This window comes from Methylobacterium sp. R2-1 (genome assembly GCF_014191355.1).
Classification (GTDB): Bacteria; Pseudomonadota; Alphaproteobacteria; order Rhizobiales; family Beijerinckiaceae; genus Methylobacterium.
Genome location: NZ_JACHWM010000002.1, coordinates 150,125 through 165,708, shown reverse-complemented (window position 1 = coordinate 165,708; position 15,584 = coordinate 150,125). Strand labels below are relative to the sequence as shown.

The following is a 15,584-nucleotide window of genomic DNA, read 5'->3' as shown; positions in this document are numbered from 1 at the left end:
CTAGTCCGGAAAGCCCCGATGTCACACGCCGATCTCGAAAAGACCATCGAAGCCGCCTGGGAGGAGCGCGCCGGCATCTCGACCGCGACCACGGGCGCCGTGCGCGAGGCGGTGGACGAGGCGCTGAACCTGCTCGATTCCGGTCAGGCCCGCGTCGCCGAGAAGGCGGGCGACACTTGGCAGGTGAACCAGTGGCTTAAGAAGGCAGTTCTGCTCTCCTTCCGCCTCAACGACATGGTGCCGATCGAGGGCGGCCCCGGCTCCTCCGCCTGGTGGGACAAGGTGCCCTCGAAATTTTCCGGCTGGGGCGACGCCGAGTTCCGCGCCGCCGGCTTCCGCGCCGTGCCCGGCTGCTTCGTGCGCCGCGGCTCCTACATCGCGCCGGGCGCGGTGCTGATGCCGAGCTTCATCAATCTCGGTGCCCATGTCGGTGAGGGCACCATGGTCGATACCTGGGTGACGATCGGCTCCTGCGCCCAAGTCGGCAAGAACTGCCACATCTCGGGCGGCGCCGGCATCGCCGGCGTGCTGGAGCCGCTCCAGGCCAACCCGGTCATCATCGAGGACAACTGCTTCGTCGGCGCCCGCGCCGAGGTCGCCGAGGGCGTGATCATCGGCGAGGGCTCGGTCCTGTCGATGGGCGTCTATATCGGCGCCTCGACGCGCATCATCGACCGCACTACGGGCGAGACCTTCTACGGCCGCGTGCCCCCGTATTCCGTGGTGGTGTCGGGCACGACGCCCGGCAAGCCGCTCCCCGACGGCACTCCCGGCCCCGGTCTCTACTGCGCCGTGATCGTCAAGCGCGTCGATGCCGGCACTCGCGCCAAGACCGGCATCAACGAGCTGCTGCGGACCTGATGGCATCGGCCAGCCCATCGGACGCCATCCGGACCCTCGACCTCACCGTCGCGGGGCACCGGGTGGCGACGCCCTGTGCCCTGATCGGGGAGGGCGCCGACGCGCTGCTTCTGCCTGCTCTCTCCTCGATCTCGGCTCGCGAGGAGATGCTGCCGCTCGCCCGCGAACTTGGCGACACGTACCGCTGCTTGGTGCCCGACTGGCCGGGCTTCGGCGCGCATCCCCGGACTCGGCTGCCGCTGAGCCCGGCCAACCTGCATGCCTTCCTCGACGCGCTTCTGGCGGCGGCGCCCGGCCCCTATGCGCTCGGTGTCGCGGCGGGCCATGCCGCGCCCTACCTCGTCGCGGCGGCGCGCCGCCATCCCGGCGCCTTCGCGCGACTCGTGCTCGTGGCGCCGACCTGGCGCGGGCCGCTGCCGACCGCCATGGGTCCGGAGCGCGCCGCGTGGTTCGGCCGCATCCGCCGGGCCGTCGAGATGCCGCTCCTCGGCGAGGCGCTCTACCGGATCAATATCAGCCCGCCGATCATCGGGCGGATGATGCGCGCCCACGTCTATGCCGAGCCGGCCCATGTCACGCCCGCCGTCATCGCCGCCAAGCACCGGATCACCCGGCAGAGCCGGGGCCGCTTCGGCACGGCGGCCTTCGTCACCGGAGGCCTCGATCCGGCCGCTTCGCGTGAAGACTTCCTGGCCCTGTTCGGCGACGGCCTGCCGCCGGTGCAGGTGCTGCGGCCGGAGAAGGCGCCGCGCCGCTCCGGCGCCGAGATGGACGCGCTGATCGGCACGGGCCGCGTCGTGGCCATCCCCGTGCCGGGAGCGCTGAGCGCCCACGAGGAATTCTCGGGTGCCATCGCCGCCGCGATCCGGGCGGCTTGATCCGGTCTCAAAGAAGGGCGGAGGGCAGCACGCCCGTGCGGCGCTTGGGCGAAGCGCGAAATCCGCTCTGCGAAGCAATCCGACAGATTTCATATGACAGGGGGATCGGACTGTGACGCATCTGTCGCACGTCCCTTCTAGACAGGCCCTGAGCATCGGTTCGAGACTGATGCTCGGTCCCCTCTCCGCCGTCCCGATCCTTCGACCCGGCGCCCGAAAGCTGCTTCTCCGATGTCCCGCCCGACCCGTGCGCCGGTGCGCCTTGCCGCCCTGCTGACGCTGATCCTCGCGACCGGACCGCTCCACGTCGTGCCCGTCCATGCCGAGCCGGCGGCGCCGTCCGGCTCACCGCCCTCCGCGCCCTCGCTGGAGAAGGACAAGCTCTCGACGGCCGCCCCGAAAGGTTATCTCAGCGAGGAGGCGACGCCGAACCTCGTGGCGATCCTGCCCCCGCCGCCGGCCGGGCACTCGGCGGCGGAGGCGGCGGACCGCGCGGTCTACAATGCCACGCGGGCCTATCAGGGTTCTCCGCGCTGGGCGCTCGCCACCAACGACGTCGCCGATGGAGGTGCCGCGCTTCTGGAGGACTATGCCTGCGTTCTCGGCCAGCGCATCGACCAGGCGCGCGTGCCCGACCTGATGCGGCTCCTCGACCGGGCCCGCATCGACGTCGCCCGAGCCACCCGTGTCGCGAAGCGCCGCTACCGCCGCCTGCGTCCCTTCGTCGGCAACGAGGCGCCGATCTGCGTCGCCCGAACGGCCGAACTCGCCGACAGCTTCAGCTATCCGTCCGGTCATGCCGGGCAGGGCTGGGCCTACGGAATGATCATGGCGAGCCTGATGCCGGAGAAGGCGACGCAGTTTCTGGTGCGCAGCCGGCTCTACGGCGAGAGCCGGGTGGTGTGCGGCGTCCACTGGCTCAGCGACGTGGAGGCGGCCCGCACCGGCGCCTCGGCGCTGATGTCGGTGCTCCTCGCCGATTCCGGCTTCCGCGCCGATCTGGAGCGCGCCCGCGCCGATCTGAAGCGGGTGCTGGGCGGGGAGGGGACGAAGCCCGACCCTACCATCTGCGCCCGCGAGGATGCCGCCGCGCGCCAGCCCCTGCTCTGACGGGAAAGGCACGGCTCGGCCATGTGCGGACCGAACTCCCAGGCCGGAATTTCAAGCGTCGAGAACGGGCATCGGACCGTCGGTCCCCGACGCCTCACCGCTTCCAGACGCCGAGCCGCTCAGTGCGGGCATGGTCCTCGGCTGCGGCGAGATCCGGCGTCGCCTCGGACGAGGCGCGGCCGCCGCCGTTGAACAGCACCACCTCGGAAAGGTCGCGCCCCTCGACCGTGCAGATATACGCGCTGCTACCGGGGGCGGGCTGGCAGGTCACCGAGCGCTTGCGCAGGTACTTGCTCAACTCGTCGGCTTGACCGCCGCGGACCCACTCGACGCCGAACAGGCGAACGACCTTGCCGCCCACCCGCAAGGTCGCCGTGTCGATCACCTCCGGCACGCCGACGACGGCATTGGCTCCCTTGCGCGGCGCCTCCGGCTCAGGCGGCCGCTCGGTTTCCGCGGGCGGCATCTCCGCGGATGCGTCGGGGGCCGCGTCCTCGCCTGAGGCACGTCCCGACGCCGGCGGGGAATCCGGAGGCGCCGTCTGCTGCGGCTGAGTCTCGGCTGTCTGCTGAGCGGGGCGTCCTGTATCCTCCGTCTCGCGCCCGCTCAACGAGAGCGCGGCGACGAGGCCAGCGCCCGCCAAGGCGCCGAGCGCCATCAGCGCCACCGGGCGGCGGCTGCCGGCCGCAAGGGCGTCTTCCGTCAGATCGCGCAGCCGCGTCGCGGTCTGGCGAGGCTGGATCCCGCCTGCCACTCGCCGCCAGCCCTCTTCGACACGGGCGCGCGCCTCGGCCACGCGCTCCGCCGCATTCGGCGTCGGCTCCGCGGGATCGACGGAGGTCCCGACCGGTGCAGGTCTCGGCCGCGCCTTCAGGCGCTCGGCGAGCCGGCTGCGCCAGCCTTCGACGGTCTCGCTCGCGGCATTGGCGAGTGCTCGGCTGCGTTCGGCGGAGCTGTTCGCCAGGGACCGCGCCAGGGCCGATTGCGTCTCCACGAAGCGCGCGCCTGCCTTCCGCACGTCCGCGATGGTGTCACGGGCCGGCTCAGGCTCAGGCTCTGGGGCAGGGGGCAAGAACAGCGGGGCGTGCTGCTCGCGAAGCTCCTCGACGAGGTCGTGCAACGTCAGCGGCACACCGGTTCCGGCCTCGCCCCGCAGGCGCACCGCGCCGGTCCGGTCGACGATCCGGTAGCCGGGCACGCCATCGGCGGGCTCGACGAAGCCCTCGGCGATCAGTGCCAGAGTCCGGCGCGCCACCGGCCGTGCCCCGCGCCGGTCGAGTTCGGCCAGGATCAGCGCGCGGATGCGGCGGTCGTCCTCGGAGACCGGTGCCTCGGGGGGGGACACTGTCTCGTCCTTGCTCCGGCCTGCGGCTTTTGCCGATCCCTTCACGCGCGCGATGCCCTGTTCTCGATCGTTCGAGACGCCACCGCATGGCGGCGTCCGTTGCCTGCTTCTACAGCATGGAGCGGGCGGAGTATCCGGTCGATGCGGCGGCTGATCCGGGCCTCAGGCGCCGGCGCGGCTCAAGACGCGGCTCGACTCCGAGACGATGACCGGTGCCCCGTCCGCGAAGCTCACCGTCAGCGTAAGTTCGGCGATGCCCTGCGAGCGCGCCCCGCGGGAGGGGCTCAGCGCCGTGAAGTCGTGGACGACGCGCACGAGGCAGGTGGCGCTCGGCCCGTCGCAGGCGACTCGCGGCTCCCCTTGCGGCTCATAGCGCCGCTCCGGCCAGCGCCGGGCGAAGCGTAGCTTCTCGGCCAGCAGCGCGCCGGCCGACATGACACGGCCGTGGAAGCGAACCGTGCTGCCGTAGAAGCGGGGCGCGGAGGCCAGCATCGCGCCGTTCGGCGCGGACACGCTGTCGAGATAATCGAGGCTCAGGCGCCGCGCGGTCACGGCCCAATCCGAGAAGCGCGGATCCGGCTCGCTCCGTGCCATCCGAGCGGTCGGAGGAGCAGGGCGCTCAAGAGCACGCTCCGTCCGGGCGGTATGCGCATAGCCCTGCTCACGTGCCCGCTCGCGGATGGCGGCCCGGCGGGCGCGACGCATCTCGGCCGCGCGGGTGCGGTCGTGACGGTGCGTCTCTCGCCGGGCGGGGGAGGGGGCGGCCGCCCGGTGCGGGGCACGCGCGCCCGGTTCGACCTCGAAACGGGGGCCCGGCTTGGCTGCCTCGAAACGGGGACCCGGCTTGGCCGCCGGCTTCGCCCGCTCGCCTCCGGCAGAGGGCCCGGATTTCGCCGGTGGATCGACCCAGTTCGACCCCGACTGTGCCAGGGCGGTTCCCGTCGCGCAGGCCGAGGAGAGGAGAAGGGTCAGAAGCAGGACGGGGCGCATGACGGGGCCGATCGGGCGAGCAGGCCTGAAGGTGCCTCACGAAGCGCCCGACGACCGTTGGCTCTCACCTGGGACAGGTGACGGCAGTGAGCGTTCCGCGGGAGGCGGTCGGTGCGACGGAACGCGTGACCGCACCGCGACGGTTCCACGCATTTCGCCAACGCGTTCCTATACCGAGTCCGGTCTCCTTTGCGACAGGCGTCGCGTCGGAAGGCCCGTTACCCCCGCTGTCCCTCCCCGGAGCGCTCCCGAGACGGGTTCGATCCTCGCACACCCTTTCCGCTTGCTCGTTGTCCTCTTGCTCGACCCCTGGTTTGTACCCTTGCCAACCCGCGGGAAGTCCCCACCTTGAGCGTGGCGGTCCCGGCTCTTCCTGCCCTCAGGGCGGAGCAGGCCAAGGGCTCCCGGCGGGAGCATCGGGCGGGATTGCAGAGGACGGGTCCGGGCCCCTCTGACGGTCGAGGCGTCGACCGTGATGTCGGATCCTTATCTACGCTGGCGCGAACGCGGCGCGGAAGCGTGCGAGGATAGGCTTTTGCCGGTCATGGTGGTCTTCCTGTTCCGTCCGGGCGCGAGCGGAGCGGGCGCTTGAGTGCAACCTCGACTCCGAAGAAGCGCCGCGCGCTCCTTCTCGTGAACGGCAAAGCCCGGAGCGGGTCCGCGCCACTGGACGCGATCCGAACGATCCTCCGCCAGGGTGGGCTCGACCTCATCGAGCCTGAAGGCAGCACCGATTGCAAGGAAGTGATCGGGCGCCATGCCGAGGCGGTTGATCTCGTGATCCTCGGCGGCGGCGACGGCACCATGAACGCGGCTGCGCCGGCCCTCGTCGAGACGAAGCTGCCCTTCGGCATCCTGCCGCTCGGCACCGCCAACGATCTCGCCCGCTCCCTCGGCCTGCCCCTCGAACCGGAGGCGGCCGCAGGGCTGATCCCCACGGCGCCGGAGAAGGCGATCGATCTCGGCTGCGTCAACGGGCACTACTACTTCAACGTGGCGAGCGTCGGCTTCTCGGCCGACCTCGCCAGTGAACTCACGGCGGATGCCAAGAAGGCCTGGGGCACGGTGGGATATGCCATCGCAGCCATCCGCCTGCTGCGCCGCGCCCGTCCCTTCACGGTCACGATCGAGCATGACGGCCGTACCGAGAAGGTAACGACGATCCAGGCCTCGGTCGGCAACGGGCGCCATTACGGTGGTGGGATGACCGTGCAGGAGGACGCCACCGTCGATGACGGCCGGCTCGATTTCTACAGCCTGGAGGTCGCCCATTGGTGGCGGCTGATCGCGCTGCTGCCGGCCCTGCGCCGGGGCACGCACGGCAAGGCCGCGGACGTGCGCGCTTTCGAGACCACGGAACTGGTACTGACGACCCGCAGGCCCCGGGCGGTCAACACCGACGGCGAACTCACCACCTGGACGCCGGCCCATTTCAAGATCGTGCCGAAGGCGGTGCGCGTGCTCGCGCCGCCGAACGCCGCACCCGGCACCACGAGCCGCTTTCCTCTTCCCTTCTGAACCGACGGACGACCCTTGGCCAACCCCTTGGACAGCTTGCTGCACCTCGCCGCCGATCCCACCGCCTGGGCCGCATTGGCGACCCTCGTGGTGATGGAGGTCGTGCTCGGCATCGACAACCTGATCTTCATCTCGATCATCACCAACAAACTGCCGGCCGACCAGCAGAGCCGGGCCCGGCGCATCGGCATCGGTCTTGCGCTGATCCTCCGCCTTGCTCTGCTCGGCACCGTGGCCTGGATCGTCCACCTGACGGAGCCGGTCTTCGAAATCTTCGGGAAAGGGTTCTCCTGGCGCGACCTCATCCTGATCGCGGGCGGCCTGTTTCTGCTGTGGAAGGCGACCAAGGAGATCCACCACAGCGTCGATCCGAGTCCGGAGGAAAAGCTGGGCAGCCAGGTGGCGCTCGGTTTCGGCTCCGCCATTGTCCAGATCCTGGTTCTCGACCTCGTCTTCTCGATCGACTCGATCATCACGGCGGTTGGCATGACCGAGCATGTCGCGATCATGGTCGTCGCGGTTCTCGCCGCCGTCACGGTGATGCTGATCGCCGCCGATCCGCTCTCGCGCTTCATCGCCGCCAACCCCACCGTGGTGATGCTGGCGCTCGGCTTCCTCATCATGATCGGCATGACGCTGCTCGCCGAGGGCTTCGGGGCACATGTGCCGAAGGGCTACATCTACACCGCCATGGCCTTCTCGGCCGGCGTGGAGGTCCTCAACATGCTGGCTCGCCGCCGCAAGCGGGGGAAGTCGTCGAAGGGTGCCGCCTGAAGCGCGGCAGTTTTCCCGTGAAAACTGCCGGGAGCTGCATCCGCCAATCTCGCGCGGCGCCTGAGCGGAACCCAAATCCGATCACCTGAAGAGACCAATCGGATTTGATATGAGGCTGGGTGCGGTCGATCCGAGCGAGGCGGTCAACGGACGGTAAGGCATGGCGGCCGAAGTTCGGCCGCCCTGGCCCCTGCGGTAAGGGTCCGTTCACGCCGAACCGCTCGTTTAGGCAGCATGACCTGATCCCAGGCGAACGCCCCATGCGCTTCCTTCTCGCACCGGCCCTGCTCGCGGTCGCGTGCGGCTCTTCCCTTGCCGCCGCACCCTCGCCGTTCCGCGCGGCCCTCGCGGTTGCCGGCGGCTGCGGCGCGCACCGTTCCCTTGCGGAGGAGAGGCTCGGCCGGCTCGGCGCCGCCACGGCGACCGCCGTGCCGCAGGGCGAGGCCGACCTGTTCGGCAAGCCGACCGGGCAGTGGACCGAGGACGAGATCCGCGACGCCCTCTCCGCCTTCGCAGCCTGCGAGACCCGCTCCGGGCCGGCCGGTACCAAGCGAAGCGAGCACCTCGCTCGCGACCTGCGCGGCCTGGAGGCGGCCCTGCGCCGGGCCATCGTCGTCGGGCATGCCCGCCCCCCCGTCGAGGCGGGCGTGGAACGGGCGCCGCATGGGGCCGGGCCCGATGGTGCCTCGGCCGGGCTCGCCCGGCTGCGGCAGGGTCCGGCCTTCATCCCTGCCCTGCGGAGCGGCGGCGCCGCACCGGAAGGTCAGCGGCCCGTCGCGGCACCCGTCGGCGCCCCGCACGCGGAACCGCCCCGCGCGCTCGCCGCGATGCCAGTCACCTCCCCCGATGCGTGGGACGACGCGCCGCCGGCCCGAACCCGGCATGCGCAGCCGCCAGCCGCCGATCCGGCGCCGGCCGGGCCGCCCCACCCCGCGCTGGTGCCGGTCGCCGCGCACCGGCCGTCGACGGAGCGGACGCAGTGCCCGATCAGCCTCGGCACCTTCGAGCTGCTCCAGGCCGAGATGCGTCTCTCCGAAGTCGAGGGCCTGCTCGGCTGCCGCGGCACCATCGACGCCACCGCGACGATCTCCGGGCTCGGCACCTTCGAGACCTATCTCTGGTCGGACCGCGGCAGCGGCGCCACCGTCACGCTGGTCTTTCAGAACAAGCGCCTGCGCTCGAAGGCGCAGCGCGGACTCGGCGCGGAAGTTGGACGCGGCGGCTGAGGGCGGGGCCGCTCAGAGCCTGTTGGAGCTGCTTGTTCAACACTTTACCTCGTCCTGAGGTGCCGCGTGGCGGCCCCGAGAGAGGCCCCGCTCCAGCACTTCAGGATGAGAGTGCATGGGATCGTCCGCTCCGATCCGCTGGGTGCCTGATGTCTCGACTCGGGCGGGTTCTCATCCCAAGTCCGTTTGATCCCTTCGGTATGGCGGATTCGGGCTTCGCGTCACATGCCCCGCGGGCTTGGCTGATACGATCCCCGCTTGAGCAGAGGACAGATCCCCTCGCATTTCGAGAAACCCGGCAGCCCGTGCCGCAGGCAGCAGACCCGGCGGCGCGGCGCGTCAAAGCCCGCCAGCGCGTCGGCGCGCATCAGGGTGAGCGCCGTGCAGGCTTCGCGCGGCCAGCACAGGGCCTGCAAGGCCTCGGCCGCCTCGACCGCCCGATCCGGGTTTTCCCGCGCGATCGTCTTCAGCGTCCAGAACAGATGACCGCCGGCATTCTCCCACAGCAGCCGGTGCGACAGCCCCGTCTCGGCCCGCAGAACCTGGATCACGGGCGTGATGCCCTCGGCCAGCAGCCGGTCGACCTGAGCCGGGAGAGGGGAGGGGAGCGCCCGTTCCGACGCGAGGTGAAGAGTTGCCGGCAGCCCGGATCCTGGCGCAAAGCGGATCGACTCGATAGCGACGGCCGCCCCAAGTCGCGCCCCCGTCGCGAGCGTCGGCGCGATCAGTGCGGCGAAGAGGTAGGCGCTCCAGAGCGAGGCCACCGCTCTGCGCTCGGCCCCCGGATAGGCATCCGCGAAGAGGGCGATCCCGTCGGAGACCGCACCGTGCGCGAGGTCCGACAGCGCGTAGGCCCGTGGATCGGGATCGCGGCGGAGCCGGCCGGAGAAGGGTGCGAAGGCGCCGGTCAGGGCGCCGTCGAGGATGTCCTGGGTGACGAGGGTCAGGGCGGAACTCGCCTCACCAGCGATAGATCAGGCTCGCGTAGAATTGGCGAGGCTGGCCACGGTAGCAGGCGCCCGCCTGGCAGTTGAAATAGCGGCGGTCGAACGCGTTGTTCACGTTGACCTGAAGTCGCATGCCTCGCAGCCGCGAATCGACCTTGGCGAAGTCGTAAGCCGCCACCGCATCGAACAGCGCCACGGTCGAGTTGCGGAAGCTGCCCGGCACCTCATTGGCCGGACTGGTGCCGGCGTAGCGGATGCCGCCGCCGAAGCTCAGGCCGAACAGGTCGGTATCCGGCTGAAAGGCGTAGTTGGCGAACGCCGTGAAGGTGTTGGCCGGAATGCCCGAGAGCGGAATCCCGACCGAGTCCGGTGCGCCGGGATTGCGGGTCGTGCGGATATCGACGTGGCTGTAGGAGGCCAGCACGTTGATGCCGGCACCGAGATTGGCGGTCAGTTCCAGTTCGGCACCTTTCGAGCGAACCTCTCCGATCGCCGCCTGGAACAGGATCGGATTGACGGGATCGGGCCGCAGCACGTTCGATTGCGTAATGTCGAACACCGCCATGTTGAGGAACACGTTCCGGCCCGGCACCTGGGTCTTGATGCCGGCCTCGAACTGCTCGCCGCTCGTCGGCTGGAAGGCGGCGCCGCTCCGGTCGAAGCCGAGTTGCGGTGCGAAGGTCGTGGCGAAGCTCGCGTAGGGGACGATGAAGTCCGTCAGCAGGTAGTTGGCGCCGACGCGGTAAGAGAAGGCGCGGTCGCCGGTGACCGACGCGCCCGTGGCCGACGGGGCGCTGTAGCTCTCGGTGAGTTGCGAGACCTGATCGTGCCGCCCGGTCAGGGTGAGGATCAGCGATCCGATCCGCGCCTGATCCTGCACGTAGGTACCGAGCTGCTCGATGCGCTGACGGCCGGCACTCGTATAGGCGGGCGTGGGAATGAACTGCGCGCCGTAGTTCGGGCGGATCAGGCCGCCGATCTGCAGGCTCGGCACCACGAGAAAACCGCCTCGCTCGGTGAAGCGCGCGTTGGTGTAGTCGATTCCGGCGACCAGGGTGTGGGCGACCGGGCCGGTGGCGAACCGGGTCTCGAGCTGGTTGTCGAGCGAGAGCGTGTCGAGCGTGTCGGTGATACGACCGTTCGAGCGGCCGGCCGTTCGGAGGTCCGGGCTGATCGTGTCGATCTGCGTGTATCGCAGATCGGCGTCGTTGTTCTGATAGCGGAAGTTCTGCCGGAACACGACGTCCGGGCTGAACCGGTGCTCGAACGCGTAGCCGATACGGTACTGCCGCGTCGTGAAATCCTGAAAGGCCGGATCGCCCGAGAACAGGTTCGTCTTCTGGAAGCGCGGATCGGCGAAGTTCGAGTAGAACGAGGCGTTGCCGGGCACCGTGTTGTCGAGATACTCGGCGAGTACCGTCAGGCTGGTGTCGGCATCGGGCCGCCACGTGATCGCCGGGGCGATGAAGGCGCGGTCCTCCCGGCCGCCGGGCAGGAAGCTGTCGCCCTGCCGGAACAGGCCGGTGAGGCGGTAGGAGAACTGCCCGTCGGTCTGCTCGATCGGGCCGCCGAGATCGAAGGCGCCCTGGTAGCGGCCGTACTTGCCCCGCTGCAGCCAGACCTCGCCGAAGGGCACGGAGGTCGGGCGCTTCGACGTGACATCGACGATGCCGCCCGGCGCGCCGAGTCCGTAGAGGCCCGCCGCCGGCCCGCGCAGGATGGTCAGGGCGTCGAGGCCGTAGGGCTCGACGCGGGGAATGGCGAAGGGGGCGGAGGGCTGGCGCAGGCCGTCGCGGTAGACACCGATATTGGTCACCGAGAAGCCGCGGATGAAGAAGGCGTCGAAGCGCGGATCGAAGCCGAACACGTTGGAGGAGATGCCCGGCGTGTAGGCGATCGCGTCGTTGAGCGTCTGGACGTTGCGGTCGTTGAGCTGCTCGCGGGTGACGACCGAGACCGAGGCCGGCGTTTCAATGATCGGCGTGTTTGTCTTGGTCGCCGCCGCGCTGCCCTTAGCCGTGTAGCCGACGACGCCGGTCGGACCGCCGCCCCCGCCGCTCGTCGCCGATCCGACGCCGACGGCACCGGCAACGCCGGGAGCCGGCAGCGAGGCCGCGGCGGGAGACGGAGGCTGCAGCGCGCCCTGGACCGGTCCTCGTGCGGATTGCTGTCCGCGGCTCGCCTCCACCGTGATCGTTTCCAGCGTGGTGCTCGCCTGTTGGGCGAGGGCCGGTCCGGTGAGAGCCGTCCCGGTCAGCAGCAGCCCGGCAATACGCGCCGAGACGCGGCGGCGATGCGAGAGCATGGTGGATCCTCGAAGCCGATCTGGCCCCTGAATGTCGGCGCCTATTCGCGACGACAAGGGGAAAGGTTCGAGAAATCAACAACTTAGACCTATTACAATGTGTATCATGGCCGAGTTTCCGGAGGAATTTCGGGAGGTTGCGCTCCCTCCTCACTCAGGTCCGTTCCCAAGGTTTCGAATCGCTGTGACGCGCCTGCAACGATTGCTCAGGCGGGGCGCGCCGCTCGTGAAGGCGCGCTGCGATGGGACCGGCTCAGCGGAGCAGGTTGGTCTTGGCCAGGTCGAGGATCGCGTCGCCGCGCCCGTTCATCACCGCCTGGAGGGCGTAGAGGCTGAAACCCTTCACCTGCTCGGCCTGGAGCTTCGGCGGCATCGCCAGTTCCTGTCGGTTCGTCACCACGTCGAGGAGCGCGGGGCCGGGATGGGCCAGCACGTCCCGGATCGCGCCCTCCAGATCACCTGGGTCCTCGACCCGACGGGCATGGATGCCGATGGCGTTGGCCATGGCGGCGAAATCCGGATTTTCGAGCGTGACGCCGGTCTCGAGATAGCCTGCGGCCTTCATCTCCAGCTCGACGAAGCCGAGCGTGCCGTTGTTGAAGATGACGACCTTCACCGGCAGCTTCTCCTGCGTCAGGGTGAGGATGTCGCCCATCAGCATGGCGAAGCCGCCGTCGCCCGACAGCGAGATCACCTGCCGGCCGGGACTCGCCGCCTGAATTCCGATGGCATGGGGAAGGGCGTTGGCCATCGAGCCGTGGGCCCAGGAGCCGATCAGGCGCCGCCCGGCGGTCATGTGGAGGTAGCGCGCCGCCCAGACGGTGGGCGTGCCGACATCGGCCGTGAACACGGCGTCATCATGCGCCGCCTCGCTGAGGAGCCGGGTGAGGTATTGCGGGTGGATCGGCCGGCGGCCGGCTTTGCCGGTGGCGAGGTCGTCGAGGTCTTCCCGCGCCTTGGCGTAGTGCTTGAGGCTCGCCTCCAGGTGGCGCGCGTTGTCATTGCCGGTGAGCCGCGGCAGCAGCGCCTCGATGGTGGCGGCCACATCCCCGACGAGGCCGAGTTCGAGCCGGCAGCGCTTGCCCAGGTTCTCCGGACGCAGATCGACCTGCGCGATCTTGGCGTTCTCGGGATAGAACTGGCGGTAGGGGAAGTCGGTGCCGAGCATCAGCAGGGTCTCGCAGGCCTCCATCGCCGCGTAGCCCGAACTGAACCCGATCAAGCCGGTCATGCCGACATCGTAGGGGTTGTCGTGCTCGACATGCTCCTTGCCGCCGAGTGCGTGGACGATCGGGCTCTTGAGCGTCTCCGCAAGCCGCATCAGCGGTGCGTGCGCCCCGGCGCAGCCGCGCCCGCACAGCAACGTGATTTTCTTCGAGCTGTTGAGGAGGTCGGCCAAGCGATCGAGTTCGTCGGCCGGCGGCACGGTGACGGGCGCCCGGGGGCGCAACGTCGCCGGGGCGGCCAGGGCGCGCTTCGGCGCGTCCTTCAGCGCCACGGTGCCTGGGATGACAACGACGGCGACGCCGCGCTTGCCCACAGCCGTGCGGATTGCGGACTCGAGCACGTTGGGCAACTGCTCCGGGTCGGAAACCAACTCGCAGAAATGGCTGCAGTCGCGGAACAGCTCCTCCGGCCGCGTTGCCTGGAAGTAGTTGAGGCCGATCTCGCTCGACGGGATGTGGGCGGCGATCGCCAGCACCGGTGTGCGGGTGCGGTGGGCGTCGAACAGGCCGTTGATGAGGTGGAGATTGCCCGGCCCGCAGGAGCCGGCACAGACCGCGAGTTCGCCGGTCACCTGCGCCTCGCCCGCGGCGGCGAAGGCGGCGACCTCCTCGTGGCGGACATGGACCCAATCGATGACGCCCCGGCTGCGGATCGCCTCTGTGATCCCGTTCAGGCTGTCGCCGACGAGGCCGTAGACGCGGCGCACGCCCGCCTGCTGGAGCGTCTCGACCACGAGATCCGATACGTTGCGGGTTGCCATGCGCCGTCTCCGAACAGGACCGCCTCGAAAGGCGGTGACGGCGGGCCAACGTCGCTTCGGAGCGATGGTTCGGGAGGGACGAAGATTTTGCGATTACTGCATAATCGCGCAGGCCGGAGAGGCAGGATCCGGCAGCATTGGACCCCTTATCCGCAGGGGCTGAGCCGGGTGGATGATGGCTCCTCCGGACCCGGCCGTCTCGCGCTCGACCCGTTCCGTCGCGTGGCGCAGCCTGACATGAAAAAGGGCCGGCCGATCGACTCGGCCGGCCCTTTTGGCGTGGTTTCTCGCCTCAGGTGTTCATCGAGTCGAAGAAGTCGCTGTTGCTCTTCGTCTGACGCAGCTTGTCCATGAGGAACTCGATCGCGTCGGTGACGCCCATCGGGTTGAGGATGCGGCGCAGGACATAGGTCTTCTTGAGCGAATCCGGCGGCACCAGCAGCTCCTCCTTGCGGGTACCGGAGCGGGTGATGTCGATCGCCGGGAAGATGCGCTTGTCGGACACCTTGCGGTCGAGAATGATCTCGGAGTTGCCGGTGCCCTTGAACTCCTCGAAGATCACCTCGTCCATGCGCGACCCGGTATCGATCAGCGCGGTGGCGATGATGGTGAGCGAGCCGCCCTCCTCGATATTGCGGGCCGCGCCGAAGAAGCGCTTGGGCCGCTGCAGGGCGTTGGCGTCGACGCCGCCGGTGAGCACCTTGCCGGAGGACGGCACCACGGTGTTGTAGGCGCGGCCGAGGCGGGTGATGGAGTCGAGCAGGATCACCACGTCGCGGCCGTGCTCGACCAGGCGCTTGGCCTTCTCGATCACCATCTCGGCGACCTGCACGTGGCGGGTGGCCGGCTCGTCGAAGGTCGAGGCGATGACCTCGCCCTTCACCGAGCGGATCATGTCCGTCACCTCTTCCGGGCGCTCGTCGATGAGCAGCACGATGAGGTAGCATTCGGGGTGATTGAGGGTGATCGACTGCGCGATGTTCTGCATCAGCACGGTCTTACCCGTGCGCGGCGGCGCGACGATCAGCGCGCGCTGGCCCTTGCCGATCGGCGAGACGATGTCGATGATGCGGGGCGAGAAATCTTTCTTGGTCGGGTTGTCCAGCTCGAGCTTGAACCGCTTCGTCGGGAACAGCGGCGTCAGATTGTCGAAGTGGACCTTGTGCTTGATCTTCTCCGGGTTCTCGAAGTTGATCGTGTTGACCTTGAGCAGCGCGAAGTAGCGCTCGCCGTCCTTGGGGCCGCGGATCGGGCCTTCCACCGTGTCGCCTGTGCGCAGGCCGAACCGGCGGATCTGCGTGGGCGAGATGTAGATGTCGTCCGGACCCGGCAGGTAGTTCGAGTCGTTCGAGCGCATGAACCCGAACCCGTCCTGGAGCACCTCGACCGTGCCGGAGCCGATGATCTCGGTCTCGTTGGCCGCGAGCTGCTTGAGGATCGCGAACATCAACTCCTGCTTGCGCATGGTCGAGGCGTTCTCGACCTCGACCTCCTCCGCGAAGGTGATGAGTTCGGTCGGCGATTTCGACTTGAGATCCTGGAGCTTCACCTCGCGTCGGGCCGCGAGTTCAGCCGGCGCGACGGCAGCTTCGGCCGGAGCTTCGACGGGGGCGAGAGCGTCGTTCTGTGACGTCATGTGGGGA

Annotated in this window: 12 protein-coding genes; 6 read left to right on the top strand and 6 right to left on the bottom strand. The window is 69.4% G+C overall.

All coding sequences use genetic code 11. The annotated features are described in order from the left end of the window. The first annotated feature begins 18 nt into the window (after positions 1-18). The 3 genes from dapD to FHU13_RS03400 all read left to right on the top strand — a co-directional run bounded on the left by dapD (position 19) and on the right by FHU13_RS03400 (position 2,849). Positions 19-861 carry a 2,3,4,5-tetrahydropyridine-2,6-dicarboxylate N-succinyltransferase gene (gene dapD, locus FHU13_RS03410; protein ID WP_183434451.1) on the top strand — a complete coding sequence of 281 codons (843 nt, stop codon included), beginning with the start codon at positions 19-21 and terminating at the stop codon, positions 859-861. Further along, the gene (locus FHU13_RS03405) at positions 861-1,739 is read left to right on the top strand and encodes an alpha/beta fold hydrolase (RefSeq protein ID WP_183434450.1); all 879 of its coding nucleotides are present in this window, start codon (positions 861-863) and stop codon (positions 1,737-1,739) included. Before dapD ends, FHU13_RS03405 begins: the two co-directional genes overlap by 1 nt. Positions 1,740-1,970: 231 nt before the next feature. Then, positions 1,971-2,849, top strand: a complete 879-nt coding sequence (locus tag FHU13_RS03400) for a phosphatase PAP2 family protein (RefSeq protein ID WP_183434449.1) — start codon at positions 1,971-1,973, stop codon at positions 2,847-2,849. A 94-nt stretch (positions 2,850-2,943) separates the two neighbouring features. Here the strand turns inward: FHU13_RS03400 and FHU13_RS03395 are convergent, their stop codons facing one another. Together FHU13_RS03395 and FHU13_RS03390 are read right to left on the bottom strand one after the other, a co-directional pair. After that, complete coding sequence (locus FHU13_RS03395; protein WP_183434448.1) at positions 2,944-4,239, bottom strand: hypothetical protein; 1,296 nt, start codon at positions 4,237-4,239, stop codon at positions 2,944-2,946. 117 nt (positions 4,240-4,356) lie between these two features. Continuing rightward, positions 4,357-5,184: a hypothetical protein gene (locus FHU13_RS03390; RefSeq protein ID WP_183434447.1), complete on the bottom strand. Its 828-nt coding sequence runs from the start codon at positions 5,182-5,184 to the stop codon at positions 4,357-4,359. Between the two features lie 588 nt (positions 5,185-5,772). On the opposite strand from FHU13_RS03390, the gene FHU13_RS03385 reads away from it, so the two are divergent. The 3 genes from FHU13_RS03385 to FHU13_RS03375 all read left to right on the top strand — a co-directional run bounded on the left by FHU13_RS03385 (position 5,773) and on the right by FHU13_RS03375 (position 8,702). Further along, on the top strand, positions 5,773-6,702 hold the full coding sequence (locus tag FHU13_RS03385) for a lipid kinase (protein WP_183434446.1): 930 nt from the start codon (positions 5,773-5,775) through the stop codon (positions 6,700-6,702). A 27-nt stretch (positions 6,703-6,729) separates the two neighbouring features. After that, a complete protein-coding gene (locus FHU13_RS03380) occupies positions 6,730-7,476 on the top strand; it encodes a TerC family protein (protein WP_183434708.1) in 747 nt (248 codons plus the stop codon). Between the two features lie 260 nt (positions 7,477-7,736). Then, a complete protein-coding gene (locus FHU13_RS03375; protein WP_183434445.1) occupies positions 7,737-8,702 on the top strand; it encodes a hypothetical protein in 966 nt (321 codons plus the stop codon). 221 nt (positions 8,703-8,923) lie between these two features. Here FHU13_RS03375 and fhuF read toward each other — a convergent pair whose 3' ends face one another. The 4 genes from fhuF to rho all read right to left on the bottom strand — a co-directional run bounded on the left by fhuF (position 8,924) and on the right by rho (position 15,577). Then, on the bottom strand, positions 8,924-9,466 hold the full coding sequence (fhuF, locus tag FHU13_RS03370; protein ID WP_183434444.1) for a siderophore-iron reductase FhuF: 543 nt from the start codon (positions 9,464-9,466) through the stop codon (positions 8,924-8,926). A 196-nt stretch (positions 9,467-9,662) separates the two neighbouring features. Then, on the bottom strand, positions 9,663-11,954 hold the full coding sequence (locus FHU13_RS03365; protein ID WP_183434443.1) for a TonB-dependent siderophore receptor: 2,292 nt from the start codon (positions 11,952-11,954) through the stop codon (positions 9,663-9,665). 253 nt (positions 11,955-12,207) lie between these two features. Next, positions 12,208-13,941, bottom strand: coding sequence for a ubiquinone-dependent pyruvate dehydrogenase (gene poxB, locus FHU13_RS03360; protein ID WP_183434442.1), 1,734 nt, complete (start codon positions 13,939-13,941; stop codon positions 12,208-12,210). A 292-nt stretch (positions 13,942-14,233) separates the two neighbouring features. Next, complete coding sequence (gene rho / locus FHU13_RS03355; protein WP_183434441.1) at positions 14,234-15,577, bottom strand: transcription termination factor Rho; 1,344 nt, start codon at positions 15,575-15,577, stop codon at positions 14,234-14,236. Positions 15,578-15,584: the final 7 nt, after the last annotated feature.

What these genes read in the sequence shown, in the direction of transcription:
- poxB (WP_183434442.1), bottom strand. Translation starts at nt 13,941, where the DNA reads ATGGCAACCCGCAACGTATCGGATCTCGTGGTCGAGACGCTCCAGCAG.
- FHU13_RS03390 (WP_183434447.1), bottom strand. Translation starts at nt 5,184, where the DNA reads ATGCGCCCCGTCCTGCTTCTGACCCTTCTCCTCTCCTCGGCCTGCGCG.
- FHU13_RS03400 (WP_183434449.1), top strand. Translation starts at nt 1,971, where the DNA reads ATGTCCCGCCCGACCCGTGCGCCGGTGCGCCTTGCCGCCCTGCTGACG.
- rho (WP_183434441.1), bottom strand. Translation starts at nt 15,577, where the DNA reads ATGACGTCACAGAACGACGCTCTCGCCCCCGTCGAAGCTCCGGCCGAA.
- FHU13_RS03375 (WP_183434445.1), top strand. Translation starts at nt 7,737, where the DNA reads ATGCGCTTCCTTCTCGCACCGGCCCTGCTCGCGGTCGCGTGCGGCTCT.
- FHU13_RS03405 (WP_183434450.1), top strand. Translation starts at nt 861, where the DNA reads ATGGCATCGGCCAGCCCATCGGACGCCATCCGGACCCTCGACCTCACC.
- dapD (WP_183434451.1), top strand. Translation starts at nt 19, where the DNA reads ATGTCACACGCCGATCTCGAAAAGACCATCGAAGCCGCCTGGGAGGAG.
- FHU13_RS03365 (WP_183434443.1), bottom strand. Translation starts at nt 11,954, where the DNA reads ATGCTCTCGCATCGCCGCCGCGTCTCGGCGCGTATTGCCGGGCTGCTG.